The organism is Xanthobacter sp. SG618 (assembly GCF_012932745.1).
Classification (GTDB): Bacteria; Pseudomonadota; Alphaproteobacteria; order Rhizobiales; family Xanthobacteraceae; genus Xanthobacter; species Xanthobacter flavus.
This window is the reverse complement of record NZ_JABBHL010000005.1, coordinates 194,743-219,627: the sequence shown is the minus strand read 5'-3', so window position 1 is coordinate 219,627 and position 24,885 is coordinate 194,743. Positions and strand designations below refer to the sequence as shown.

Sequence of the window (24,885 nt, the reverse complement as noted above, 5' to 3'; positions counted from 1 at the left end):
CGCGCGGGCTTGAACGGGCGCGCGCCCGTTGGTCAGGCGATGCCGGTGAGCAGCAGATCGTGGATGTGCAGCACGCCTACGGGCGCCCTGTCCTCCACCACCAGAAGCGCGGTGATCTTGCGGGCGTTCAGGATGTTCAGCGCCTCGGAGGCGAGCTGATCCGGACGCACCGTGCGCGGGGCGGCGGTCATGATCTCGTCCACCGTGCGGGCGGCGAGATCGTTGGCCATGTGACGGCGCAGGTCGCCATCGGTGACGATACCGGCGAGTGAGCCGTCCTCGCTCAACACGCCGACGCAGCCGAGGCCCTTGGCACTCATCTCCACCAGTGCCGCGCCCATCTTGGTCCCGCTCTGCACCAGCGGCACGGCATCGCCCGCGCGCATCACGTCGCGCACGAACTTCAGGCTGGCGCCCAGCTTGCCGCCCGGATGGAGTTGGCGGAAATCCAGCGCGGTGAATCCGCGGCTCTGCAGCAGCGCCACCGCAAGCGCATCGCCCAGCGCCAGCTGCATGAGGGTAGAGGTGGTGGGCGCGAGCCCGTGGGGGCAGGCCTCCTGCGCCACCGGCAGGTTCAGCACCACGCTCGCCGAAGAGGCGAGGGCGCTGGTGGGATTGGACGTGAAGGCGATGAGCGGCACATCGAAGCGGCGCGAATATTCCACCAGGTCGCGCAGTTCCACCGTCTCGCCGGACCACGACAAAGCGACGATCACGTCGTCGGTGGTGATCATGCCGAGGTCGCCGTGGCTGGCCTCGGCCGGGTGGACATAGTGGGCCGGCGTGCCGGTGGAAGCGAGCGTCGCGGCGATCTTGCGCGCCACGTGCCCGCTCTTGCCCATGCCGGTGATGATGACCCGGCCGTGGGAATTCTGGATGGTCGCCACCGCCACGTCGAAGGCAGCGCCGAGCGGACCGGCCATCGCCTTGGCCAGCGCTTCAAGCCCGGCCTTTTCGGCATCGAGCGTTGCCAGCGCCGAAACCACGGACGCGGGATGGACATGGGGGACGGACGGCAGGCCGGTCCCGCCGGGACCCTCGGGATCACCGTCGGTGGGAGCCTTGTTCACCGGAGAACGCATCATCGGCGATGATTAGCACCGTTCCGCGCCGAAGGGGAGCGGCGGGTGCAGGCGGTATCCGGACGCCCGAAGACGCCGCCCTCAGCCCTCGTACTTTTCCAGGAACGCCTCGATGGGGAGGCTGCGGAAATCCGGTAGGGCAGCGCGCAACTGCGCGTGGGTCCAGTCCCACCAGCCGAGCGCCTGGAGACGGGCCGCGATGTCCTCGGGAAACCGCCACTTCACGATGCGCGCGGGCACGCCGGCGACGATGGCGTAGGCCGGCACGTCCTTCGATACCACGGCGCCCGCCGCCACCACGGCCCCGGTGCCGATGCTGCGGCCGGCCAGCACCACCGCGCCGTGGCCGATCCAAACGTCATGGCCCATGGTGAGCTGCTGGTCGCGCCGCCACTGGAAGAAATCCACCTCGTCTTCCTCGCTGGGGAAATAGGCGGAGGCGCGATAGAGGAAATGGGATTGGGAGGCCCGCCACGTCGGGTGGTTGCCGGGATTGAGGCGGGTCATGGCGGCGATGGAGCAGAACTTGCCGATGCGCGCATAGGCGATGTCGGAATCGTTCACCACGTAGGAATAGTCGCCCATCTCCACTTCGAGCAGCTTGGTGCGCGGACCAACCTCGGTGTAGCGGCCGAGGGTGGAGGCCCGCACCTGCGCCGTGGGATCGATGAGCGGCGTTTCGCCGAGCTGCTTCACTGGGCGGCTCCCATCGGAAACCGCCGCGCCAGCCGGAACTGGGGCGTGCCCGGCTCCTCGACATAGAGCGCCATGTCGGTGACGGTGGCCGGGACGTCCGCGCCGCTGGCCGCGAAGGCGGAGGTGAGCGCATTCAGCGCCTGAACCCGCTCGGCCTCCGGCAGCGGACCGGTCAGCGTCATGTGGAAGCGGAATTCGTCGAGGACGTAAGGATAGCCGTAGGCTTCCAGATAGCCGAGCTGGCGGGCTGAGAGCCGCTCGGGCTTGCGTCGCGCGATCTCTGATTCCGAGAGGGGCGCGCGCAGGCCGTCCAGCTCCAGCACCGCCGAGCGCGCGAGGTCTTCGAGCTTGGGCGAGGGAACGGCGGGCACCAGCGCCACGAACGACCCGATGGCGCGGACCTCCAGCGGCGGCATCTCGAAGGCATGATGGCCGGCGGCGCTCAGGGCCATGAGCTGCGCCAGATCGTCCTCGCTCGCCCCATCGGCGAGCCGGAAGGGTGCCTTCAACGTGCCGTGGAAACCGTAACGACGGGGCTCGGCGGTCGCCGCATGCCAGGCCTCGGCGTCGAATCCGGCGATGTCCGGGGCGGCCGGCGCATCGCCCGTCTCCGCGTCATAGCCGAGCACCGCGGAGCCGAAGCGCCAGAGGGCGCCGTCGGCGGGCGGGGCGAGGTAGACGGCGTAGCGCCGGGCGGCAGTCACGGGCGGTCTCCTGAAGGGTGGGCGCTGGGATGGTCAGCGCAGGAAGGGATTGTGCGCCTTCTCGTCGCCGATGCTCGTGACAGGACCATGACCGGGCAGGCAGACCATGTTGTCGCCGAGCGGCAGCAGCTTTTCCTTGATGCCCTGGATGAGGAGGTCGGGGTCGCCATAGGGGAAGTCCGTGCGCCCCACCGAGCCCCGGAACAGCGTATCGCCGACGATGGCGAGGCCCACCGGGCGATGGACGAACACGAGATGCCCCGGCGTGTGCCCGGGCACATGCAGCACGTCGAGGGAGACGTCGCCCACGCTCACCGTGTCCCCCTCGTTCAGATAGAGGTCCGGCGTCACCGGGCGGGCGCCCTCGATGCCGTATTTCGCGGCCATGTGGGGGATGTCGTCGATGATGAACTGGTCCGCTGCGGCCGGGCCTTCCACCTTCACGCCGAGGCTCTCCGCCAGTTCCGCCGCACCGGCGGCGTGGTCCACATGCCCGTGGGTGAGCAGGATCTTCTCGATGGTCACGCCGGTCTCGGCGATGGCGGCGCGGATGCGGTCGAGATCACCGCCGGGGTCGATCACCGCGCCCTTCATGGTCTTGGTGCACCACAGGATGGAGCAGTTCTGCTCGAACGGCGTGACCGGCACGATGGCGATCTGGATGGGCTGCATGAAGGGTCCGTTCTGGCGTGTCGTGTGCCGGTCACTGGGAGATGGCGCGGGCCATCTCCACCAGCCGGCGCACCATGTGCGAGGAGGGATCGGCGAGCGTATCGACCACGGAGAAATGGTTGGCACCGGGCACGTCGAAGGCCTGCGCGGCCACGCCCTTGGCGCGCCAGCTGGCGGCGAGGTCATGGGCCTGCCGCAGGAATTCCGCGCTCTCGGCGCCGCCGACGAAGGCATCGAAGCTACGTCCCGCCGGCACCGGCCAGAAGGCCGGGGACAGGCGCCGCGCTTCTTCCTGGTCAAGGCGGAGCGCCTTGTTCATGGAGGTGGGGATCAGCGGCTCGAGCTCATAGACGCCGGAGATGCCGAGCCCGGAGGGGATAAGATTGTCCGGCGTGTCCACGTCGATCTCCCGCCAGGAGGTGGCGGCGAGAGCAGCGGCGAGATGACCACCGGCGGAATGGCCGCACACCACCAGCGGCCGGCCGACCAGGCGGTAGAGCGTAATGGCCGCCGCACGCGTCTGGGCGAGGATGGTGCCCACCGGCACCAGCGGCGCGAGGTCGTAGCCGGCGAACGCCATCGCCACCCCATGGGCGAGACAGCCAGCGGCGGCGAAGGTGAAGTCGCGCGGATGCAGGGACTGGAAGTAGCCGCCGTGGATGAACAGCACCACTGGCGCCTGCCGGTCGGTGCCCGGCCAGATGATGTCGAGAATCTGCCGCGGGCCGGAGCCGTAGGGCACGCCGAGATCGGCCGCCACCGCCGCGCCGCGCATGGTGGCGGAGCTGTGGGCCCAGCGCTCGAAAATGGCGGGGTGGTCCGGCACGCGGGCGCGGTTGTTGTATTCGACCTCGTGGTCCATCGGCCCTCCCCCTAACCCTTTCTCGATTTTACCGCTCACTCCCCGTCGCCGTGGGCGCTGCGGATGCGCCGCACCACGGACCAGACACCCAGCAGCGCGAGCGGCACGGCGGCGGCGGTCACCAGCCCGACGTCGAGATGGATGCCGAGCGTCGTCACGTCGATGCCGCTCTCGTGGATGCCCTGGGCGAGGTGATGCACAAGGCTGACGACATAATAGGAAATCGCCGCGACGGACAGGCCTTCGACGGTCCGCTGCAGGCGCAGCTGCAGGCGGGTGCGGTCGTTCATGGAGGTGAGCAGGTCGCGGTTCTGCTGCTCCAGCTCCACGTCCACGCGGGTCCGCAGCAGGTCGGCGGCGTTGGCGAGCTTCTGGGCGATCTTCTCCTGCCGCTCCTCCAGCGTGAAGCAGGTGCGCATGGCCGGTGCCATGCGGCGGTCGAGGAATTGCTGCCAGGTGGGAAAGCCCGGCACCGACATCTCGCGGATGGTGGCGAGGCGCAGCCGCACGATATCCATGTAGGCCCGGCTGGCCCCGAACCGGAACAGCGAGGCGGTGGCCCCCGCCTCAAGCTCGGCGGCGAGCGCCACCAGTTCGTCCAGCAGGCGGTTGTTGTCGGTGAGGCCCTTGGCCGTCATCATCTCGGTGGCCGAGCCGGCCAGCCGCTGCTCGATGCGCGCCACCTGGGGGGCGAGGCGCTGCGCCTCCGGCAGTCCCAGAAGGGCGAGGGTGCGGTAGGTCTCGATCTCCAGCACCCGCTGCACCAGCGCGCCGCACGCATCGGCGCCGAGGCCGCGGTCGCGCACCAGGATGCGCACGAAGCCGGAAGGGTCGGCCATGAAGTCGGTGGCGATCTCCGCGAAGCCGTCGCTCACGTCGGAGCGAGCGAGGCTGGAGCGGTCGAACACCTTCTCCAGGAAGAAGTCCTCGGCGGTGTCGCGCAACAGGTGGAGGTCCACCGCCACCAGCAGCGGCCCGGGCTGCGGCACCTCGCCGAAGGGGCTGGCGAGGGTCGTTGCCGGCGGCTGGAACGGCAGGCCGCCCGCCGCGAGGTCCAGGGAGGGCAGGTCCCAGGTGTAGGTGCAGAATTCCGCGTGGCTTTCCCAGCGCAGCTCGGCGCCGCCGAAGGAGACGTGGTGATACTTCGCCCCCGGCGCCGGGGCCGGCAGGCCACGGGCATTGCACAGGGCGGCAAGCGCCGCACGGTCGGCCTGGGCGCCCGCGGCATCCAGCAGGAATGCGGCGTGAAGCATGCGGCGCGGCGCCGAGACCGGCACGAACGGCCGCGCGTGCAGTTCTCTCAGGACAGCCGCCCTGAGCGGGTGGGCGGCGAGCGCCCGCCCTTCGCCGATGACGAGATCCGCCTCGCCCCTGGTCATGATGGCGCTCCCCTGCCGTTTTTTCCGTGCTTGCACGGCGGCGCCGTCCGATCAAGCGTTCGGCAGCCGCCCTGTGGTCGCACCGGGCGGTAAGAGGTGCGCCTGCACCAAGGTGAGGAGCTGGTCTGCCTCAGCGGCAGACGCGCACGGGGCCCCACGGGCCGGGACGCCACCAGCAATAGCGCGCCGGCCCCCAATAGGGCCGCCAGTAGTTGGGACGACAGCCGCCCCAGGGGCCACGGTGCCAGCCGATGCCGCAGCCGCCGGCGACTGTCTGCACCGTCGCGAGCCGGTCGAGCGGCTGGGGCGCCGGGAAGGCGGCGGCGATGCCGGTGCCGAGCCCGAAAAGGCCCGCAGCGGCAGCGGCGATCAGGATCTGTTTGCGCATGGATGTCTCTCCTGTTGCCGAGAGCAAGGCGGCGTGCCCGCCGCCGTTTTACGACGCGATGAACAGGGCGGCGGTCCAGCCGCCGCCCTGGGGTAACGCTTCAGCGGCGCCTCAGTTGCAGACGCGGACCGAGCCGTAGGGGCCGGCACGCCACCAGCAGTGACGCACGGGCGCCACCACCACCGGGCCGGGCGCGACCACGACCGGACGGGGCGCCACGACGACCGCGTGCGGGGCCACATAGACCGCGCCATTTCCGCGACAGCCGCCCCATGGGCCGCGATGGAAGCCGACGCCGCAGCCACCGGCCACGGTCTGGACGGTCGCGACCTGAGGCGCCTGCGGCAGAGGGAAGGCGGCGGCCGGAGCGGCGAGGGCGCCGAGCGCGGGCACAGCGAGGGCGAGAAGGGTCAGCGCGCGCATCACTCTTCCTCCTCGAAGATCCACAGCTCGGACGTGTTGGGCTGCTGGCCGTTGTCATGCACCCCGAGGAAGGTGGGGATGCGGTTGCGCTGGGCCGGGGTCAGCGAAGCGACGAAGGGCTTGGCCGCCTCGACGAAATTGGCCAGCGCCTTGCCGCGCGCCTGCTCGGCGGCCGCCACGTTGCCGAGCACGTCCAGCACGGTGGCCGGGGGCGGGGCGGAGAGGCGCTTCTCGCGGCGCTCGATGGCGCCCTTCACCGCGTCGCGGATGGAGGCTTCCACCGGCGGCCAGAGCTTTTCCTGGTCGGGGGTCAGGCGCAGCACGGTCTTCAGCGCGGCGAGGCGGGCATCTAGCACGGCCGCAGCATCCTCGGCGGTGTAGGGCGCGGCGTCGGTGGGAGCGGCGGGTGCCGGCTGGGCGGAAGCGATGCCGCCCGCGAAGACCGTGCCGAGGGCCACGGCCATCGCCGAGGCGAGGGCGAACTGACGGAAAGAGCGCATGTTCTTTTGCTCCCTGTACGGTCCGGCGAAGTGCCGGCCGGTCTGTCCGGGATCGCGCCGGAGCGGCGCGCATCCGGGGCCGCGCCGATTCGCGGAAGGCGTCGGCGCGGTGCAGTTTCGTATCATTCCTGCCCCGGCGCTGGTAAAGTTTTCGTGGAGCCGGCGAAGAATACGTTAGGTCAAATACTTCCCTAGAGGTGCCTCAGCACCCGGGCCGGCGGAGCAGAGAGGGCCCGCAACGTGCCGAGGAGCCCGACCACCAGCGTCACGGCGAGCGCCGCCGCCACCGCGCCAAAGGCGGGAAGCGGTGCGAAGGTGAAGGGGATGTCCATCACCTGCGTCACCACCCCCCACGCCGCCACCGTGCCCGCCGCCGTAGCGACGATGGCAGTGGCGAGACCAAGGCCCGCATATTCGAGACCATAGGCAAGGGTGAGGCGGCCACGGGTGGCGCCCAATGTCTTCAGGATCACCGCGTCGTAGATGCGCCGCTCGCGGCCGGCGGCAAGCGCCCCCGCCAGCACCAGGACTGAGGTGATGAGGGTGACGAGGCTAGCCGCGCGAATGCCGAGGGAGAGGTTGTCCAGCATGCGCTGCGCCTCCTCCAGCGTCTCCTTCACCCGCACCGTGGTGATGGCGGGGAAGCGCGCCGCCATGGCTTTCAGCAGCGCGATCTCCCGTGCAGTGTCGCCGCCATCCGGGAAGGCAAGGGTTGCGAGCACCGTATAGGGCGCGCCGGCGAAGGTCGCGGGCGAGAACACCATGACGAAATTGATGCCGAGCCGCTCCCACTTCACCTGCCGGAGATTGGCGATGCGGGCGGTGACGCTGCGGCCCAGTACGCTCACCGTCACCGTGTCGCCGAGCTTGAGGCCGAGGCCGGCGGCCAGTTCGCTGTCGAAGGAAACGAGAGGCTCGGTCTCGTCTCCCGTCCACCATGTCCCGGCGACCACGGTGGAGCCCTCGGGCACGGTGGCGGAGGAGGAGATGCCGCGGTCGCTCTGCAACACCCAGGCGGCGTCGGGGCGGGGCTTCACCTCCTCGGCGGGAATGTCCTTCACATGGGTGATCCGCCCGCGCAGCATGGGCACGGACTTCACCACCGCCCCCGGCGCCTGCTCCGCGAGGAAGGTGCGGAATTCGGCCTCCTCGCTGTTCGGCACGTCCACGAAGAAGAAGCTCGGCGCACTCTCGCGCACGGGTCCGTTCAGCTCGCGATTGAGGCTCGCGTCCACCAGCGAGATGCCCACCAGCAGGGACAGGCCCAGCCCCAGCGAGAGCACGACCGACGGCGTGAGCGCACCGGGCCGGTGGATGTTGCCGAGCGCGAGCCGCGCCGCCGCGCCGCGCGGGCGGGGCGCCCGCCGAGCGAGGGCCATGAGGCCGGAGGCGACCAGCCGCAGCAGCACGAACACGGCGGCGGCCGCGGCGAGGAAGATGGCGGCGGCCCGCTTGTCGTCGGAGGTGAAAAGGGCGAGCACCACCAGCGCCGTCCCGAGGCCGCCGACAAGCAGCAGATAGGGCAGCGAAATGCGCCGCCGCATCTCGCCGATGCCGTCCCGGAACAGAGCCGAAACCCGCGCCTCCTGCGCCCGCGCCAGCGGGATCACCGAGAACACGGCGGCAACCACCAGCCCATAGAGCGCCGCACGCGCCAGCGCCGCTCCGTCGATCTTCGGATCGAGCGGGAAGGGCACCAGCGCCCCGATGGCGGCGGTGGCGGCGAAGGGGAGCGCCGCGCCCAGCATCAGGCCGAGCACGATGCCGAAGGCGGCGATGAGGCCGATTTCCGCGCCATAGGTGAGGAACACGTCGCGGCGGGTGGCGCCCACGGCCTTCAGGGTGGCGATCACCTCCAGCTTGCCGGCGAGATGGCTCGACACCGCATTGGCGACGCCCACGCCGCCCACCAGCAGTGCGGTGAGGGCCACAAGGGTGAGGAACTGGCTGATGCGCCCCACATTGCGCGCAAGCTGGGGCGTCGCGCCGTCGCGGGTGCGCACCTCAAAACCGGCGCGGCCCATGGGCTCGCGCACTTCCTCCATCACCGCCTTCAGGTTTTCCGGGGCGGCATTGTCCAGCAGCAGCCGGTAGCTCCAGCGCACGAGACTGCCGGGCTGGATGAGGCCGGTGGCCGGGAGCGCCGCCTGGGAGATGAGGAGACGGGCGCCGAGGCCGACGCCGGAGGACAGCTTGTCCGGCTCGCTCGCGAGCGCGGCGCGGATCTCAAGCGTGGCATCGCCCACCCGGATGCGGTCCCCGGTCTTCACGCCGAGCCGGCCGAGCAGCACAGGATCGGCGGCGGCGCCGAACACGCCGTTCTTCTCCTTCAGCGCATCGGCGACGGGCATGGGCGGATCGAGGCCGACCGAGCCGACGAGGGGATAGGTGCCGTCCACTGCCTTCAGCTCGGCGAGGGAGGCGTCGCCCGCTTCGGTCCGGGCCATGGCCCGCAGCAGGGCGACGGAACCGAGCGTGCCGTAGCGGTCGAGGCTGGCGCGCTCTTCGGCGGTCATCTCCCGCTGCACGACGCTGAAGCCGGCGTCGCCGCCGAGAATGGCGCGCCCTTCCCGCTCCAGACCCTGGGTGAGCGCCCCGGCGAAGGAGCCGATGCCGGCGATGGCGGCGACGCCCAGCACGAGGCAGCCGAGGAAGATGCCGAAGCCCCGCCGCGCGCCGCGCAGTTCACGCAGGGCGAGGCGCAGCGGCACGGGAAGCCGCGAGGTGGCGAGGCTCATCGGGCGGCCACCTCGAGGCCGGACTTGCTGTCCTCCTCGATCACCCCCGAGCGCAGGCGCAGCACCCGGCTGCACCGGCGGGCGAGTGCCGCATCGTGGGTGACGAGCACCAGCGTCGTGCCGCGCGCCCGGTGGACGGAGAAGATGAGGTCCATGACCTGCCGGCCGGTGGCTTCGTCCAGATTGCCGGTGGGCTCGTCGGCGACAAGGATGGGCGGTTCGGGGGCGAGGGCACGGGCCAGGGCCACGCGCTGCTGCTCGCCGCCGGAAAGCTGGCCAGGATAATGCTGCGCGCGCTCGGCAAGACCCACATTGGCGAGTTCCTGCCGGGCGCGGTCGAAGGCGTCGGTGCGGCCGGCGAGTTCCAGCGGCACCGCGACGTTCTCCAGCGCCGTCATGGTCGGGATGAGGTGGAAGGACTGGAAGACGATGCCCACATGCCGGCCACGGAAGCGCGCCAGCCGATCCTCGCCGAGGCGGGTGATATCCGTGCCGGCGACGTTCACCTGCCCCGAATCCACCCGCTCCAGCCCCGCCATGACCATGAGCAGCGTCGATTTGCCGGACCCCGATGGACCGACGAGGCCCACGGCCTCGCCTGCCCCGATCTCGACAGAGATGTCCTTCAGGACATGAACCCGGGCCGCCCCCGTGCCGAGGGAAAGGTCCACATGCTTCAGCTCGATGGTGCGAAGCGGAGAGGAAATATCGTCCATGCCAGGGTTTGCCGTGCGTCCGGTGCTGCGTTGGATTGGGCAGGGACGAAAGAGGGACCTGCCGGTTGCCCCATGGGACCTATCATTTAAGGCGGTGACGGGGCTGATCGCCGCTTTCCTCGTCTTCACGTTCGCGTCAGGGGCCGAGGCGGCGACGCTGCGCATCGTCGCCTTCGGCGACAGCCTGACCGCCGGCTACGGCATTCCGCGCACCGCCGCCTTCCCGGCCCGGCTGGAAGCCGCGCTCAGGGCGAAGGGGCTGGACGTGAAGGTGGAGAATGCCGGCGTCTCCGGCGAGACGGCGAGCCAGGGCCTCGCCCGCCTCGACTGGTCGGTGCCGCAGGGCACGGACGCGGTGATCGTGGAGCTGGGCGCCAACGACATGCTGCGCGGGCTCGATCCCGCCGTAACGCGCAAGGCGCTCACCGAGATCGTCCAGCGGCTGCGCAAGCGCGGCATCACCGTGCTCCTCGCCGGGATGAAGGCGGCGCCCAACATGGGCCGGCCCTACCGCGAGGCGTTCGACAAGATCTTCCCGGACATCGCCGAAGCCGAGGGCGTGCTGCTCTATCCCTTCTTTCTAGAAGGCATAGCGGGCGACCGGGCCCTGAACCTGCCGGACGGGCTCCATCCCACGCCGGAAGGCGTGGACCGCATCGTCTCCGGCATCCTGCCCATGGCGGAGCAACTGGTGGTGCGTGCCCGCGAAACGGCGGCGCGATAACGGGCACCGGTCTGTTGCTCAATATTTGATCAGTTTGACCTAGGCCGATCAGGCCTTGACCAATCCATAGTCACGATTCTAGATTTCGCCGTTTTTTGGGGTCTCCCCGCCAGTACCGTTGCGTCCCAGCGTATTTTTCAATGACAGCAGTGAGAATGAACAATGGTCCGGGAATTTGAGTATCAGGGAGAAACGTTCCGCGTCACCGCCCACGGCATCCACGGCCACGAAGAGATCTTCATCGTCCACATCGAGGACGACGGCGTGGAAGGCGGCGAGATCTCCATCGATCGCATGACCGAGGAGAACGACACCACCGCCCCGATCGAGGACATCCTGGTGATGCTCTGCGACAAGCTCATTCCCCAGAGCGAGATCAAGGTGCAGGACCCCGGCGCCCCGTTCGCCTGGCGGCAGGGCAACGTGGTGTTCGAGGTCCACGACGGCCTTCAGAGCCACGACTGACGCCCCCGAGGGCGCCGCCCTCAGCGATTTTCCGGCACAAAAGCAAACGGCCGCCCCGATTTCCGGAGCGGCCGTTTCACATGAAACAGGGTTAACGGACCCTGAAGCATCGCCCTGCGCTTCAGTCCGGCAGCACGCCGGAGACGGCGGGCGAGTAAGGCCCCGGACACGCCGGGGCCTCGCCTCACTTCTTCTTGGCAGGCGCAGCCGGCGTCGCGGCCGGGGCAGCCTCCACCACCGTCTTGCGCGGGGGCAGCAGCTGGAGCGTCTGCACCGCCTGGCCGGCGAACTGGTTGAGCAGCGCGTTCTGCTCCGCCACCGAGGTCTTCACTCCCGTCACGATCCGGCAATAGGAGGCGATGAGGGCGTTGGCGACGTCCGACGGCCGGGCCTTCGGGTTCTGCTGGTAGAGCGTGGTCGCCGCCGAGGCGATGGCCGCGCCCTGCATGGGGGGCTTCACGCCGGTGAGCAGCTTGGCCGCCCCCGCCGAGAGGTCGGTGGGCACCGCCTTGCCGTCATCGGCGGGGCAGGCGAGCTTGTCGGCGAGGCTGGCAGGCTCCTTCAGTACGAGGCCAGGACCCACCGGCAGCGCCCAGGCGATGGGCTGGCTGTCCACCGGACCGGAGATCGTGCGGCGCGAGACCTCCATGGCCGCCTGCAGCGTGAAGCGGCGCAGTTCGGCGGTCTTCTGCCAGTCCGGCGCATTGCTCTTGGCCACCACCGGGCAATAGGCGGCGGTGAGCGCGTCCACGATCGTGCCGGAGCCGGCCGAGCCGGAGGCGGCCTTGTAGGCATCCACCATCATGGGGATGGACCGCTGGCCGCCGGCCATCATGGACGAGAGCGCGGCCACGGCCTTCGCATCCGGACCATCGGAGCCGGGCGCGCCGCCCACGTCCGGGCAGGTGAAGGCGGACGCCGCCTGCGTGCCGTAGTCCGGGACGTGCGCCGTGGCGCGCCATGCGGCGACCATGGAGGAGGTCACGTTCGGCGCGGCGGTGTTGCCCCAGGAGGTCCGGACATAATTGGCGAGATCGGCGATCTGCTGGTCGTCGAGCCGCCCGGCGAAGGATGGCATGGCGCCATAGGTGCCGCCCGCGGGCAGGCCGCCGAGCACCGCCATGATGACGTTGTAGGGCTCGGCCGCGATCACGGCCGGGTTGCCGGCGAGCGCGGGAATGGTGTCGGTGCGGCCGGCGCCCTTGTCCATGTGGCAGACGGCGCAATTGTCGATGTAGAGCTTGGAGGCCCGCGCATAGACGTCGGCAGAAAGCGGGGACGCCTTCTGCACCGCCGGCTTGTCCGCCGGGGGCGGCGCATCGAACAGATAGGTGACGAGCGCGGCGCGGTCGTCCGCGGTGAGCTTGCTCAGGGAATCGTGGATCACCTCGGCCATGGGGCCGAACACCGAGGTCTTGCCCGGTGCCGAGCCGGTGGCGAAGAAGTTGGCCAGGGTCTCGGGCGTCCAGGTCTTCTTGAGCGAGGCGGTGTCGATGTCCGGCGCCCAGAAGCCGTCGATGTCGGCGCCGAGGAAGGCGGCCTTGGCCTTGGTCGCGCCCATCAGGTTGCGCGGGGTGTGGCAGTCGCCGCAATGGCCGAGGGCGTTGACGAGGTAGGCGCCCCGGTTCCACGCATCGCTCTTGCCCGCGGTCGGGTGGAAGCGGCCCTGGTCGAAGAACAGCTCACGCCACGCCAGCATGCCGAGGCGGATGTTGAAGGGGAATTCCAGCTGGTTGGCCGGCGGCGTGTTGGGGATCGGCGGAATGGCGCGCGCATAGGCCCACAGGGCCTTCATGTCGTCGTCGGAAATCTCGGTATAGGCGTCGAACGGCATGGCCGGGTAGAGATAGGCACCGTCCTTGCGGATGCCGTTGCGCACCGCGTTCACGAACTGGTCGTAGGTCCACTGGCCGATGCCGGTGGTGCGGTCGGACGTGATGTTGGGCGAGTAGATGGCGCCGAAGGGCGTGTTCAGCGCGAGGCCGCCGGCGAAGGGCTTGGACTTGTCCCCGGTGTGGCAGGGCATGCAGTCCGCCGCCTTGGCGATGTACTCGCCCCGCGCCACGAGGGCCGGATCGGCTGACGGGTCCGGGGCGAACTGCGCCAGGGCTGGCATTGCGGCGCCGAGAAAAGTGGCGGCGGCAAGCGCCGCAAGCCGGCGCGTGTATCGGGACACCCTGACCATTTCATCCCCCATGAGATTCGCGTCGGCGTACCTTAGACATTTTTCAGGAAGGCGACATTGATCGAAAATCACCCGGCGAGATTGAACGAAAATCCCGTGGAGTGGATATAGGCGCTGCCCCCGCCCGCGACGGCGGACGCCTGCCGGGAACCGCCGACGATGACCAAGCCCGCTTTGCCCCTGCGCTCCCTGACCGTGGAGGACCTCTCGCCCTCCGACGCCGCCGCCGAGCACGCGGCGCTCGCCGAGGAGATCAAGGGCCACGACGCGGCCTATTATCGAGAAGACGCGCCGGTCGTCTCCGATGCCGAATACGACGCCCTGCGCCGCCGCTACGAGGCCATCGAGGCGCGCTTTCCCGGCCTCGTGGGCGAGGACAGCCTTTCCGCCAAAGTGGGTGCCGCGCCGTCCGAGAAGTTCGGCAAGGTGGTGCATGGCGTGCCCATGCTGTCGCTGCAGAACGCCTTTTCCGACGATGAGGTCGAGGAGTTCGTGGCGCGGGTGAAGCGCTTCCTCGGTCTCGGCGCGGAGGAGGAGGTGGCCTTCACCTCCGAGCCGAAGATCGACGGCCTCTCCTGCTCGCTGCGCTACGTGGCGGGTCGCCTCGAAGTCGCCGCCACCCGCGGCGACGGCGCCGAGGGCGAGGATGTCACCGCCAATGTGCGCACCATCGCCGATATCCCCGATCGGCTGCATGGCCGGGGCGTGCCTGATGTCATCGACGTGCGCGGTGAGATCTACATGGCGAAGGCCGACTTCGAGGCGCTGAACGCCCGGCAGGCGGCGGCCGAAGAGAAGGTGTTCGCCAATCCGCGCAATGCGGCGGCCGGCTCGCTGCGCCAGCTCGATCCCGCCATCACCGCGTCACGGCCGCTGAAATTCTTCGCCTATGCCTGGGGCGAGGCGACGCCGCTGCCGGCCGAGACCCAGCATGGCATGGTGGAAGCCTTCGCCCGCTGGGGTTTTTCCACCAACCCGCTCATGGTGCGCGTGACCAGCGCTGCGGAGCTGATCGCCCATTACCGCTCCATCGAGGCGCAGCGGGCGAGCCTGCCCTATGACATCGACGGCGTGGTCTACAAGGTGGACCGGCTTGATCTGCAGCGCCGGCTCGGCTTCGTCTCCCGCTCGCCGCGCTGGGCCATCGCCCACAAATTCCCGGCCGAGCAGGCCACAACCGTGCTGGAGGCCATCGACATCCAGGTGGGCCGCACCGGCGCCCTCACCCCGGTGGCGAAGCTGCTGCCGGTGACGGTGGGCGGCGTGGTGGTGGCCAACGCCACCCTGCACAACGAGGACGAGATCGCCCGCAAGGACATCCGCGTCGGCGACACGGTGGTGGTGCAGCGCGCCGGCGACGTGATCCCGCAGGTGGTCCGCGTCATCACCGAGAAGCGGCCGGCGGGTTCGAAGCCGTATGGGTTTCCCCACGTTTGCCCCGCCTGCGGCTCCCATGCGGTGCGCGAGGTGGACACCAAGACCGGCAAGGTGGACGCGGTGCGCCGCTGCACCGGGGGCCTGATCTGCCCGGCGCAGATGGTGGAGCGGCTGCGCCACTTCGTGTCGCGCAACGCCTTCGACATCGAGGGGCTGGGCGAGAAGCAGGTGCGCGCCTTCTACGACTGGGACCTGATCAAGTCCCCCGCCGACATCTTCACCCTGGAGGCACGGAACAAGGAGGGCCTCCAGCGTCTGGAAAACCGCGAGGGCTGGGGCAAGACCTCGGCGGCCAACTTGTTCGTGGCCATCCAGTCCCGCCGCAACGTGTCGGTGGACCGTTTCGTCTTCGCCCTTGGTATCCGCCATGTGGGCGAGACCAACGCCAAGCGCCTCATGCGCCATTACGGAACGGTGGAAGCGCTGGAGGCCGGCGCGCTGGCCGCGGCCATCCCGGGCGAGGAGCACCCCAAGGGCAATGACGCCTGGCAGGAGATGCTGGCCATCGACGGCGTGGGCGACGTGGTGGCGGAAGCCGTCATCGAATTCTTCCACGAGCCGCGCAACCGCGAGGTGGTCGCGGCCCTGCTCGCGGAAGTGACGCCGGCCCCCATGGAGCGCGTGGCCGCCGAGAGCCCGGTGGCGGGCAATACGGTGGTCTTCACCGGCTCACTGGAGAAGATGACCCGCGACGAAGCCAAGGCCATGGCCGAGCGGCTGGGGGCGAAGGTGGCGGGCTCGGTCTCCGCCAAGACGGATCTCGTGGTGGCCGGGCCGGGCGCGGGCTCGAAGCTCGAGAAGGCGCAGGCGCTGGGGGTGAAGGTCATCACCGAGGATGAGTGGTTCGAGCTGGTGGGGTAGGGAGGAAGTTCTTGACGCCCCGCCCCTGAACCCCCATTCCTCCCCGACCAGCCGGCCGGGCGGCCGCGGCATTTCGGTGTCGAGGAAAGTCCGGGCTCCACGCAGACACGGTGCCGGATAACGTCCGGCGGGGGCGACCCTAGGGAAAGTGCCACAGAAATCAAACCACCCATGCGTGCATGGGCCAGGGTGAAACGGTGGGGTAAGAGCCCACCGCGCGACCGGCAACGGGAGCGGCACGGCAAACCCCACCGGGAGCAAAGTCGAATAGGGACGGCACGGGAAACCACCCCTGTCTACGGGGCGCCGTCCGGGTTGACTGCTAGAGGCGCCGGGCAACCGGCGTCCCAGAGGAATGGTCGCCACGCGGGCGGAAACGCCCGCCGTACAGAACCCGGCTTACAGGCCGGCTGGTGTTTCCTCTAAGACCTGATGAGAGACGCGGCGCACGGCCGCGCCCCCTCACACGTCCACGCTGGCGCGCAGCGCGTTCTCCTGGATGAACTCGCGGCGGGGTTCCACCGTATCGCCCATCAGGCGGCTGAAGAGGTCGTCGGCGGCGTCGACTTCCTTCACGCGCACCTGGAGGAGGGAGCGGGCGTTGATGTCCAGCGTCGTCTCCCACAGCTGCTCGGGGTTCATCTCGCCGAGGCCTTTGTAGCGCTGGAGCGAGAGGCCCTTGCGGCCGGAATCGGTGACGGCGTCGAACAGGTCCACCGCGCCGAACAGCACCTGCTCGTCGCTCCGCCGCTTGAGGGTCGCGGCGGCGGCGAACACGCCGTCGAGGTCGCGGGCGAGGGTGTCGAGCCGACGTGCCTCGGGGGAGGCGATGAAGGCGTGGTCGAGCCGCGCGACCTCGGCGACGCCGCGCACGGTGCGGGAGAAGACATAGCCGGTCTCGTCGCAGATGCCGGTCCAGCCGCGCTCGGTCTCGTCGGCCAGCGCATCGAGGCGGCGGGCCACCTCGGCCGCGGCGGCGGAGCCGGTGGCCGCGTCTTCCAGCGCAGCGGGGGCGAAGGCGCCGGCCAGCGCCGCCTGTTCGGCCACCGCGCGGTTGTAGCGGGGATGGAGCGCGGAAAGGGCGCTGCGCAGCTGGCGCGACACGTCCACCACATGGGCGAGGTCGGCGCCGGTGCGCACCTCGCCAGTGGCGAGATGGAGGGAGGCCTCTTCCAGCCCGGTGGTGATGAGGTAGTCCTCCAGCGCCTTCTCGTCCTTGAGGTAGGTCTCGGACTTGCCACGCGCGACCTTGTAGAGCGGCGGCTGGGCGATGAAGAGGTGGCCTGCGTCCACGATCTCCGGCATCTGCCGGAAGAAGAAGGTGAGCAGCAGGGTGCGAATATGGGCGCCGTCCACGTCGGCGTCCGTCATGATGATGATCTTGTGGTAGCGCAGCTTGGCGATGTCGAAATCGTCCCGGCCGATGCCGGTGCCGAGCGCGGTGATGAGCGTGCCGATCTGCTCCGAGGAGAGCATCTTGTCGAAGCGGGCGCGCTCCACGTTCAGGATCTTGCCGCGCAGCGGCAGCACGGCCTGAAAGGCGCGGTCGCGGCCCTGCTTGGCGGAGCCACCGGCCGAATCACCCTCGACGATGAAGATCTCGGACTTGGCCGGGTCCTTCTCCTGGCAGTCGGCAAGCTTGCCGGGGAGCGAAGCCACGTCCAGCGGGCTCTTGCGGCGGGTGAGGTCGCGCGCCTTGCGGGCGGCTTCGCGGGCGGCGGCGGCCTCCACCACCTTGCCGATCACGTTCTTCGCCTCGACCGGGTTCTCCTCGAACCAGTTGGCGAGCGCCTCGCCGACCAGGTTCTCCACCACCGGGCGCACCTCGGAGGAGACGAGCTTGTCCTTGGTCTGGGACGAGAATTTCGGGTCCGGCACCTTCACCGAGAGCACGGCGGTGAGGCCCTCGCGGCAATCCTCGCCGGTGGGGTCCACCTTCTCCTTCTTGGAGATGCCGGAGGTGTTGGCATAGCCCAGCACCTGCCGGGTCAGCGCGGCGGCGAAGCCGGTGAAGTGGGTGCCGCGGTCACGCTGGGGGATGTTGTTGGTGAAGCACAGCACGTTCTCGTGGTAGCCGTCATTCCACGAGAGCGCGGCCTCCACCGTGATGCCGTCCTTCTCGGCACGGATCACCACGGGCTTGGCGATGAGCGCGGTCTTGTTGCGGTCGAGATACTTCACGAAGGCCTCGACGCCGCCCTCATAGTGCAGCTCCTCGCGCTTCGGCTCGGGGCCGCGCGCGTCGGTGAGCACGATGAGCACGCCGGAATTGAGGAAGGCCAGCTCGCGCAGGCGATGCTCCAGCGTGGCGTAGTCGAACTCGATGCGGGTGAAGGTCTCGGGGCTCGGCAGGAAGGTCACCTTGGTGCCGCGCTTGCCCGCCGGCGCCGTGCCCACCACCTTGAGCGGGGCTTCGGCGTCGCCATGGCGGAAGCGCATATAGTGCTCCTTGCCGTCGCGCCAGATGGTGAGATCGAGCGTGGTCGACAAAGCGTTCACCACCGAGACGCCCACGCCGTGGAGGCCGCCGGAGACCTTGTAGGAATTCTGGTTGAACTTACCGCCCGCATGCAGCTGGGTCATGATGACCTCGGCGGCGGAAACCCCTTCCTCGGGGTGCAGGTCGGTGGGGATGCCGCGGCCGTCGTCGGTCACGGTCACCGAGCCGTTGGCCTCCAGCGTGACGGTGACTTCCTTTGCCCAGCCGGCCAAGGCCTCGTCGATGGCGTTGTCCACCACCTCGTAGACCATGTGATGGAGGCCCGAGCCATCGTCCGTGTCACCGATGTACATGCCGGGACGCTTGCGGACCGCATCGAGGCCCTTGAGCACCTGGATGGACTGGGCGCCGTAGTCGTCGGGGGACGGGGCAGGCACGGGTTCGACCATGGGGACTTCCGATTCGGTTCTGGTACGTGTTGCAAATCTAACGCAAAGCGGCGGCTATTTGGTGGCGGTCGCGCTTGTTTTCCTGCGTTTTCCAAGGCTCGGCGGCCATTTAGGGGCCATTCAGCCGGCGCTGTAGCGTGCAAACCCATCCGCTCGCAACCTGCAGGCGGGGCATTCGCCGCAGCCATAGCCCCAGGCGTGACGGTGGCCACGGTCGCCAAGGTAGCAGGTGTGGGTCTCTTCCACGATGAGATCCACCAGCGGCCGGCCGCCCAGATGCTCGGCGAGGCGCCAGGTCTCGGCCTTGTCGATCCACATGAGCGGCGTGTGGAGGACGAAGCGCTTCTCCATGCCGAGGTTCAGCGCCACCTGCATGGCCTTGATGGTGTCGTCCCGGCAGTCGGGATAGCCGGAGAAGTCCGTCTCGCACATGCCGCCGACGATGTGCCGGAGCCCCCGGCGATAGGCGAGGGCGGCGGCAAAGGTGAGGAAGACGAGGTTGCGGCCGGGCACGAAGGTGTTCGGCAGGCCGCTCGCCTCCATATGGACGGCGACGTCCCGGGTGAGCGCCGTGTCCGAGATCTGGCCGAGCACGGGCAGGTCCAGCACGTGGTCGGCGCCGAGCCGCGCGTCCCATCGCGGGTTGAGGGCGCGGAAGGCGGCGCGCAGCCCCGGGCGGCGCTCCAGCTCCACGGCGTGGCGCTGGCCATAGTCGAAGCCCAGTGTCTCCACCCGGCCGAAGCGCTCCAGCGCATAAGCGAGGCAGGTGGCGGAATCCTGCCCGCCGGAAAAGAGGACGAGCGCGCCCTCCTCCCGGTGCAACGCGGCCTCAGCCATGCGCGGACGGCTCCATGCCCCGAATGCGGTTCATTCGCCGGGCGTGGTTCATTCGCCCGGAGCCTTGGCCTCGATGGCGAGGGCGTGCAGGCCGCGCGCGATCTCGCCTTCCAGCAGGCCGTTGACGATGCGGTGCCGCTCCACCCGGCTCTTGCCGGTAAAGCTGGGGGAGACCACCCGCACCCGAAGGTGGGTGATGCCGCCGTCGCCGCGGTTGGCGCCCTTGTGGTCGTGCATCACACCGGCATGGCCGGCATGCTTGTGGCTCTCGTCCTCCAGTTCGAGGGCGAGCGGGCTGAGGCCGGCTTCCAGCGTCTGGCGGATGGCGGAAAGGGAAGATTGGGACATGATGAAAAGGCTTCTGTGCAATGGCAGGGACCAAAGGGAGCGGCCGGTTATGGCGCTCCCGCGTGGGCGGCATTATATGGGGCTTGTCGCGGCCTGCCACCCTCGGTCACGATGAGGCCGGCTCAGCCGGTTCCGACCCCGACGTCACATCCCCCCGCTACCCCTGTGGCCCGGCGCTTTCTCTGCGCGCTGCACCGCAATTCCTTGCCGCGCCGCGGAACGGCGGACATAATCGATCGGCCATGAAACTCGACTCCCCCCTCTTCGACCGTATCCGGGTCAAGCCCGCCGACGACCGGCCCCGCAGCCGGATGTCGCTGACGGGCTGCCAGTGGCCGGGCTGCACGGCGGAGGGCACGCACAAGGCGCCCAAGGGTCGGCACAAGGAGGGCCAGTACTGGTCCTACTGCCTGGACCATGTGCGCGCGTACAACCAGTCCTACAACTATTTCTCGGGCATGACCGACGATGCGGTGTATGCCTACCAGAAGGATGCGCTGACCGGCCATCGCCCCACTTGGAAGATGGGGATGAAGGGCGCTGGCGGGCGTCGCGCGGGCGCGGACGCCACCGATGGCATGCGCGACCCCTTCGGATTCACGGCCGAGATGGGCGCCACCTTCCAAGCCGACCGGCCGGAGCCCAACGGCAAGATCGTGCGCACCGCGGAGCGGCGGGCGCTGGAGGTGATGGGCCTCGAGATGTCGGCCAGCCCGGTCGAGATCAAGGCCCGCTACAAGGAACTGGTGAAGCTGCACCACCCTGACGCGAACGGCGGCGACCGTTCCTCGGAGGATCGCCTGCGCAGCGTCATCCAGGCCTACAACAGCCTCAAGCAGGCAGGTTTCTGCTGAGCGGTCCTCAGGATCGCCGGCGACGCGGAGGCGGCCCACAAGACCGCGCCGTGATGGACTGGGACACGAAAAGGGGCGCGCGGGGCGCGCCGACGGAGGAGTTATGAGCGGTTTGGAGACCACTGCCCCGATGCCGGACATGAAGGTGTCGGTTCGCCAGACGTTCGGCATCGATATCGACATGGAGGTCCCGGCCTACTCCGAAGCCGACTCGCATGTGCCCGAGCTGGACCCGGACTATCTGTTCGATCGGCCGACCACCCTCGCCATCCTCGCCGGCTTCGCCCGCAACCGCCGCGTGATGGTCACGGGCTTCCACGGCACCGGCAAGTCCACGCACATCGAGCAGGTGGCGGCGCGGCTGAACTGGCCGTGCGTGCGCATCAACCTCGACAGCCACATCTCGCGCATCGATCTCATCGGCAAGGATGCGATCGTGGTGAAGGACGGCCTGCAGGTCACCGAATTCCGCGACGGCATCCTGCCCTGGGCCTACCAGAACAACGTGGCCCTCGTGTTCGACGAATATGACGCCGGCCGCCCGGACGTGATGTTCGTGATCCAGCGCGTGCTGGAATCGTCCGGCCGCCTGACCCTGCTCGACCAGAGCCGGGTGATCCGCCCCCACGGTGCCTTCCGGCTGTTCGCCACCGCCAACACCATCGGCCTCGGCGATACCACCGGCCTCTATCACGGCACCCAGCAGATCAACCAGGCGCAGATGGACCGCTGGTCCATCGTGACCACGCTGAACTATCTCGCCCACGACAAGGAAGTGGACATCGTCCTCGCCAAGGCGAAGCACTTCCAGAACGTGGAAGGCCGCGACACGGTGAACCGCATGGTCCGCCTCGCCGACCTCACCCGGCAGGCGTTCATGAACGGCGATCTCTCCACCGTCATGAGCCCGCGCACGGTCATCACCTGGGCCGAGAATGCGGACATCTTCCGCGACATCGCCTTCTCGCTGCGCGTGACGTTCCTCAACAAGTGCGACGAGCTGGAGCGCCCGCTGGTGGCGGAGTTCTTCCAGCGCTGCTTCGGCCAGGAGCTGGCCGAGAGCACGGTGAACGTCGCTCTGTCCTGAACGGGTGCGGCTTAGCCGTGCCCATTGAACAGGCTGCGCCACGGCGCGGCCTGTCGCCCCGCAAGAAGCGCCTCCTAACGGCGCAAGAGCCGAAGAAGCACGCGCCATGGCCACCAACCGCACCACCGGCAAGGCCCCCAAGGAAGCTCCGTCCGAGCCGTTCAAGCGCGCCGTCACGGGCTGCTTCAAGGCCATTGCCGGCGTCTCCGAGTTCGAGGTGTCCTTCGCCTCCGAGCGTCCGGCGCTCGGCCCGGACCGGGTGCGTCTGCCCGAGCCGCCGCGCCGCTTCACGCTGCAGGACGCCGCCATCGTGCGCGGCCATGCGGATTCCCTCGCCTTGCGCCGCGCCTGCCATGATCCCGGCGTCCATCGCAAGATGCTGCCCCAGGGCGAAGTCGCCCGCGGCGTGTTCGAGGCGGTGGAGCAGGCGCGCGTGGAGGCCATCGGCGGCAACCGCATGCCCGGCGTGAAGCGCAACCTCGCGGCCATGCTGCAGGACCGCTACCACCGCGCCAATTATGCCGACATCACCGAGCGCTCCGAGGCGCCCATCGCCGATGCGGTGGCCCTCATGGTGCGCGAGCGCCTGACCGGCGAGGCCCCGCCCCCGGACGCCCGGCGCGTGGTGGACCTGTGGCGCCCCTTCATCGAGGAGCGGGCGGCCGGCGACCTTGCGCGGCTCATCGACAGCATCGAGAACCAGAAGAGGTTCGGCGAGATCGCCCGCGACCTCCTCGCCTCCCTCGACATGGGCGAGGAAAGCGGCCTCGACACCGAGCAGGAGCCCGAGGAGAACGAGAACGAGGGCGGCGCCGAGGAGCAGGGCGGCGAGAACGGCGAAAGCCGCGAGGACGACAGCCAGCAGGGCGCCACCGAGATGGAGGCCGAGCTCTCCGAGGAGGAGATGCCCGACAGCGCAGCCCAGAGCGAGGCCGCGCCCCCCGCCGACGTGCCGGATGGCACCGAGATGGGCGACAGCGAGGAGCCGGCTGAGCCGTGGTCCCCACGTCCGCCGATGACCCACGACAATCGCGGGCCGGAATACCACGCCTTCACCACCAAGTTCGACGAGGAGACCTCGGCCGAGGACCTCTGCGACCCCGAGGAGCTGACGCGCCTCCGCTCCTATCTCGACAAGCAGCTGGCCCATTTGCAGGGCGTGGTGGCGCGCTTGGCCAACCGTCTGCAGCGCAAGCTGCTGGCGCAGCAGAACCGCGCCTGGGAATTCGACCTGGAGGAGGGCGTGCTGGATCCCGCGCGCCTGCCGCGCGTCATCATGGACCCCATGGCGGCGCTGTCCTTCAAGCGCGAGCGCGACACCGACTTCCGCGACACGGTGGTGACGCTGCTCATCGACAATTCCGGCTCCATGCGCGGCCGGCCCATCACGGTGGCCGCCACCTGCGCCGACATCCTCGCCCGCACGCTGGAGCGCTGCGGCGTGAAGGTGGAGGTGCTGGGCTTCACCACGCGCGCCTGGAAGGGCGGCCAGTCCCGCGAGGCCTGGCTCGCCGCCGGCAAGCCCGCCGCCCCCGGCCGCCTCAACGACCTCAGGCACATCGTCTACAAGTCCGCCGACGCCCCCTGGCGTCGGGCACGCCGCAACCTCGGCCTGATGATGCGCGAGGGGCTCCTGAAGGAGAATATCGACGGCGAGGCCCTCGACTGGGCGCACAAGCGCCTGCTGGCCCGCACCGAGGCCCGGCGCATCCTGATGATGATCTCGGACGGCGCGCCGGTGGACGATTCCACGCTGTCGGTGAATGCCGGCAACTATCTGGAACGCCACCTGCGCCACATCATCACCGAGATCGAGACCCGCTCGCCGGTGGAGCTGATCGCCATCGGCATCGGCCATGACGTGACCCGCTACTACCGCCGCGCCGTCACCATCGTGGACGCGGAGGAACTGGGTGGGGTGATGACCGAGAAGCTCGCCGAGCTGTTCGAGGAAACACCCGGCGCAGCCGGCAAGGGGGCGTCGCGGGGCGGCCGCCTGCATTGAAGCGGGGCCTGCGCGCTGTCGGCATTGTCGCCGCCGGGGTGCTCGGCGGCGCTCTGCTGTTCAATCTTGCCTTCTCCAAGCCGGGCGCGCTGCCGCCCGAGCCGGTGGCCATCACGGTCACGGCGCAGCCCGTCGCGACCTTCAAGCGGGGGGACGAGCTCACCCAGTTCGGCCCGCTGCGGTTTGTCGGCGGGCTGGTGCTCACCTCGCCCTTTCCCGGCTTCGGGGGCATTTCCGGCTTCGCGCTGGAGCAGGACGAGCACTTCCTCGCCATCACCGACGCCGGCCTGTTCCTCTCCGGCCGGCTCGTCACGGAGAATGACCGCCCCACCGGCCTCGCCGATGTGAAGGCGGCAGCGCTGCTCGATGCCGAGGGCCGGGTGCAGGCGGACAATGACCGCGAGGACGTGGAATCCGTCGCCCTCGCGCCGGATGCCGCCTATGTGGCGATGGAGACCATCAACGAGATCTGGCGCTATCCGCGCGATCCCCTCGGAAAGCGCGGCACGCTCGTGCCGGCGCCGGCCATCAAGAATCTGAGGCGCAACACCGGCCTCGAAAGCCTCGCTTTCATGCCCTCAGGCCCGCTCAAGGGCGCGCTCATCGCCATCGGCGAGGAAGGGGCGAAGAAGGCGGACGATCTGCCCGGCTTCATCATCGGCGGTCCAGCGCCCGGCGGCTTCACCGTGACCAAGAGCGGTCCGTTCGACGCCACCGACCTCGCGCTAGGGCCGGACGGGAATTTCTACCTTCTGGAGCGCCATTATTCGCCGCTCGAAGGCGTCAACATGCAGCTGCGCCGCTTCCCCGCCAGCGAGGTGAAGCCCGGCGCGCGCATCACCGGCGAGGTGCTGGGCCGCTTCGACATGAGCCACGAGATCGACAACATGGAAGGCCTCGGCGTCACCCGCAGTGCCGCCGGCGAGATCCTGCTCACGCTCATCTCGGACGACAATTTCAGCCCACTTCAGCGCACCATCCTGCTGCGCTTCGCGGTTTCGGGGGACTGAGGCGCGGCAGGTCGAGCGCCAAT

22 protein-coding genes and 1 other RNA gene are annotated in these 24,885 nt (G+C 69.3%); 8 read left to right on the top strand and 15 right to left on the bottom strand.

The window, feature by feature from the left end; genetic code table 11:
* Window positions 1-32: 32 nt before the first annotated feature.
* The 11 genes from FHT36_RS15535 to FHT36_RS15485 all read right to left on the bottom strand — a co-directional run bounded on the left by FHT36_RS15535 (window position 33) and on the right by FHT36_RS15485 (window position 10,160).
* On the bottom strand, window positions 33-1,085 hold the full coding sequence (locus tag FHT36_RS15535; RefSeq protein ID WP_246702255.1) for an SIS domain-containing protein: 1,053 nt from the start codon (window positions 1,083-1,085) through the stop codon (window positions 33-35).
* Window positions 1,086-1,163: 78 nt separating this feature from the next.
* Window positions 1,164-1,778 carry a chloramphenicol acetyltransferase gene (locus FHT36_RS15530; RefSeq protein ID WP_169123398.1) on the bottom strand — a complete coding sequence of 205 codons (615 nt, stop codon included), beginning with the start codon at window positions 1,776-1,778 and terminating at the stop codon, window positions 1,164-1,166.
* Window positions 1,775-2,482 carry a DUF1045 domain-containing protein gene (locus FHT36_RS15525; protein ID WP_169123397.1) on the bottom strand — a complete coding sequence of 236 codons (708 nt, stop codon included), beginning with the start codon at window positions 2,480-2,482 and terminating at the stop codon, window positions 1,775-1,777. Before FHT36_RS15525 ends, FHT36_RS15530 begins: the two co-directional genes overlap by 4 nt.
* Before the next feature lie 33 nt (window positions 2,483-2,515).
* Window positions 2,516-3,154, bottom strand: coding sequence for an MBL fold metallo-hydrolase (locus FHT36_RS15520; RefSeq protein ID WP_169123396.1), 639 nt, complete (start codon window positions 3,152-3,154; stop codon window positions 2,516-2,518).
* A 31-nt stretch (window positions 3,155-3,185) separates the two neighbouring features.
* Window positions 3,186-4,016: an alpha/beta hydrolase gene (locus FHT36_RS15515; protein WP_169123395.1), complete on the bottom strand. Its 831-nt coding sequence runs from the start codon at window positions 4,014-4,016 to the stop codon at window positions 3,186-3,188.
* A 35-nt stretch (window positions 4,017-4,051) separates the two neighbouring features.
* Window positions 4,052-5,395: a DUF3422 family protein gene (locus FHT36_RS15510; protein WP_169123394.1), complete on the bottom strand. Its 1,344-nt coding sequence runs from the start codon at window positions 5,393-5,395 to the stop codon at window positions 4,052-4,054.
* Window positions 5,396-5,525: 130 nt separating this feature from the next.
* Entirely contained in the window at window positions 5,526-5,783 is a 258-nt protein-coding gene (locus FHT36_RS15505; protein WP_169123393.1) for a GCG_CRPN prefix-to-repeats domain-containing protein, read from the bottom strand.
* 111 nt (window positions 5,784-5,894) lie between these two features.
* Window positions 5,895-6,206, bottom strand: a complete 312-nt coding sequence (locus FHT36_RS24565) for a GCG_CRPN prefix-to-repeats domain-containing protein (RefSeq protein ID WP_237355007.1) — start codon at window positions 6,204-6,206, stop codon at window positions 5,895-5,897.
* On the bottom strand, window positions 6,206-6,706 hold the full coding sequence (locus FHT36_RS15495) for a Spy/CpxP family protein refolding chaperone (RefSeq protein ID WP_169123392.1): 501 nt from the start codon (window positions 6,704-6,706) through the stop codon (window positions 6,206-6,208). The genes FHT36_RS24565 and FHT36_RS15495 overlap by 1 nt, the downstream gene beginning before the upstream one ends.
* A 191-nt stretch (window positions 6,707-6,897) precedes the next feature.
* Complete coding sequence (locus FHT36_RS15490) at window positions 6,898-9,444, bottom strand: ABC transporter permease (protein ID WP_169123391.1); 2,547 nt, start codon at window positions 9,442-9,444, stop codon at window positions 6,898-6,900.
* Window positions 9,441-10,160: an ABC transporter ATP-binding protein gene (locus tag FHT36_RS15485; RefSeq protein WP_169123390.1), complete on the bottom strand. Its 720-nt coding sequence runs from the start codon at window positions 10,158-10,160 to the stop codon at window positions 9,441-9,443. The genes FHT36_RS15490 and FHT36_RS15485 overlap by 4 nt, the downstream gene beginning before the upstream one ends.
* A gap of 94 nt (window positions 10,161-10,254) precedes the next feature.
* On the opposite strand from FHT36_RS15485, the gene FHT36_RS15480 reads away from it, so the two are divergent.
* The gene (locus FHT36_RS15480; RefSeq protein ID WP_348644476.1) at window positions 10,255-10,884 is read left to right on the top strand and encodes an arylesterase; all 630 of its coding nucleotides are present in this window, start codon (window positions 10,255-10,257) and stop codon (window positions 10,882-10,884) included.
* A gap of 162 nt (window positions 10,885-11,046) precedes the next feature.
* On the top strand, window positions 11,047-11,349 hold the full coding sequence (locus FHT36_RS15475) for a hypothetical protein (protein ID WP_169123388.1): 303 nt from the start codon (window positions 11,047-11,049) through the stop codon (window positions 11,347-11,349).
* Between the two features lie 184 nt (window positions 11,350-11,533).
* On the opposite strand, the gene FHT36_RS15470 is transcribed toward FHT36_RS15475, so the two are convergent.
* On the bottom strand, window positions 11,534-13,534 hold the full coding sequence (locus tag FHT36_RS15470) for a cytochrome c (RefSeq protein WP_169123387.1): 2,001 nt from the start codon (window positions 13,532-13,534) through the stop codon (window positions 11,534-11,536).
* A gap of 159 nt (window positions 13,535-13,693) precedes the next feature.
* Between FHT36_RS15470 and ligA the strand changes: the two genes are divergently transcribed.
* On the top strand, window positions 13,694-15,832 hold the full coding sequence (gene ligA, locus FHT36_RS15465; RefSeq protein ID WP_169123386.1) for an NAD-dependent DNA ligase LigA: 2,139 nt from the start codon (window positions 13,694-13,696) through the stop codon (window positions 15,830-15,832).
* Window positions 15,833-15,879: 47 nt separating this feature from the next.
* An RNA gene (gene rnpB / locus FHT36_RS15460) (RNase P RNA component class A) lies at window positions 15,880-16,250 on the top strand.
* 44 nt (window positions 16,251-16,294) lie between these two features.
* Here the strand turns inward: rnpB and gyrB are convergent.
* The 3 genes from gyrB to FHT36_RS15445 all read right to left on the bottom strand — a co-directional run bounded on the left by gyrB (window position 16,295) and on the right by FHT36_RS15445 (window position 19,906).
* Window positions 16,295-18,721 carry a DNA topoisomerase (ATP-hydrolyzing) subunit B gene (gene gyrB / locus FHT36_RS15455; RefSeq protein WP_169123385.1) on the bottom strand — a complete coding sequence of 809 codons (2,427 nt, stop codon included), beginning with the start codon at window positions 18,719-18,721 and terminating at the stop codon, window positions 16,295-16,297.
* A 120-nt stretch (window positions 18,722-18,841) separates the two neighbouring features.
* Complete coding sequence (queC, locus tag FHT36_RS15450; RefSeq protein WP_169123384.1) at window positions 18,842-19,558, bottom strand: 7-cyano-7-deazaguanine synthase QueC; 717 nt, start codon at window positions 19,556-19,558, stop codon at window positions 18,842-18,844.
* Window positions 19,559-19,606: 48 nt separating this feature from the next.
* Window positions 19,607-19,906: a BolA family transcriptional regulator gene (locus FHT36_RS15445; protein WP_169123383.1), complete on the bottom strand. Its 300-nt coding sequence runs from the start codon at window positions 19,904-19,906 to the stop codon at window positions 19,607-19,609.
* A gap of 242 nt (window positions 19,907-20,148) precedes the next feature.
* On the opposite strand from FHT36_RS15445, the gene FHT36_RS15440 reads away from it, so the two are divergent.
* The 4 genes from FHT36_RS15440 to FHT36_RS15425 all read left to right on the top strand — a co-directional run bounded on the left by FHT36_RS15440 (window position 20,149) and on the right by FHT36_RS15425 (window position 24,862).
* Window positions 20,149-20,760, top strand: a complete 612-nt coding sequence (locus FHT36_RS15440; RefSeq protein WP_169123382.1) for a J domain-containing protein — start codon at window positions 20,149-20,151, stop codon at window positions 20,758-20,760.
* Window positions 20,761-20,863: 103 nt separating this feature from the next.
* A complete protein-coding gene (gene cobS, locus FHT36_RS15435) occupies window positions 20,864-21,847 on the top strand; it encodes a cobaltochelatase subunit CobS (RefSeq protein WP_210257788.1) in 984 nt (327 codons plus the stop codon).
* A 106-nt stretch (window positions 21,848-21,953) separates the two neighbouring features.
* The gene (gene cobT / locus FHT36_RS15430) at window positions 21,954-23,852 is read left to right on the top strand and encodes a cobaltochelatase subunit CobT (RefSeq protein ID WP_169123381.1); all 1,899 of its coding nucleotides are present in this window, start codon (window positions 21,954-21,956) and stop codon (window positions 23,850-23,852) included.
* The gene (locus tag FHT36_RS15425) at window positions 23,849-24,862 is read left to right on the top strand and encodes an esterase-like activity of phytase family protein (RefSeq protein ID WP_169123380.1); all 1,014 of its coding nucleotides are present in this window, start codon (window positions 23,849-23,851) and stop codon (window positions 24,860-24,862) included. Before cobT ends, FHT36_RS15425 begins: the two co-directional genes overlap by 4 nt.
* Window positions 24,863-24,885: the final 23 nt, after the last annotated feature.